This is a genomic window from Brevundimonas sp. UBA7838 (genome assembly GCF_002500885.1).
Taxonomy (GTDB): Bacteria; Pseudomonadota; Alphaproteobacteria; order Caulobacterales; family Caulobacteraceae; genus Brevundimonas; species Brevundimonas vesicularis_C.
This window is the reverse complement of record NZ_DLTK01000134.1, coordinates 48,879-49,384: the sequence shown is the minus strand read 5'-3', so window position 1 is coordinate 49,384 and position 506 is coordinate 48,879. Positions and strand designations below refer to the sequence as shown.

Below are 506 nucleotides of genomic sequence, written 5' to 3'. Positions count from 1 at the left end.
TGCCGGGGTGCGGCTGAAGGCGGCGTTCGTTCGCGTCGGCGGCGACGTCTATGTGCTGGGGGCCTCCACCGTCGTGCGGCATACGGCGGGCGGATCGACGCCGGCGTCCGATCCGGTCGTCGCGTCGTTCAAACCGTTCGCCGGCGAGCTCAATCTCTTGCGAACGCGGCTGGCGCTGGACCGGATTCACTTCCAGCCCGGCGATGCAGAGCCGCCCAAGGGCATGATCGGCGTCGATGTTCGCGACGTCGGCGGCGCCCTGTTGGGGCGTGTCGTCTGGGCGCCGGAGCAGCCCGGCTATCAGATCCTGACCAAGGCCGGGCCGCTGCTGCTGCTGCTCTTCATCGTGCTGCTGATCGGCACGGGGTCGCTGCTGTGGAACACGACGGCCGACGTGCGGCGCCTCAAAGCCTCGGAGGTCGCCCTGTCGGCGGCGCTGGAGCGGGCCGAGGCGGCGAACCGGGCCAAGACGCGGTTCCTGTCCAACGTCAGTCACGAACTGCGCA

1 protein-coding gene is annotated in these 506 nt (G+C 70.0%); it reads left to right on the top strand.

The genetic code is table 11. The features are described 5' to 3' along the window. The coding region (locus B3T77_RS14650) for a hypothetical protein (RefSeq protein ID WP_292080562.1) at positions 1 to 506 on the top strand (506 nt) is incomplete at both ends.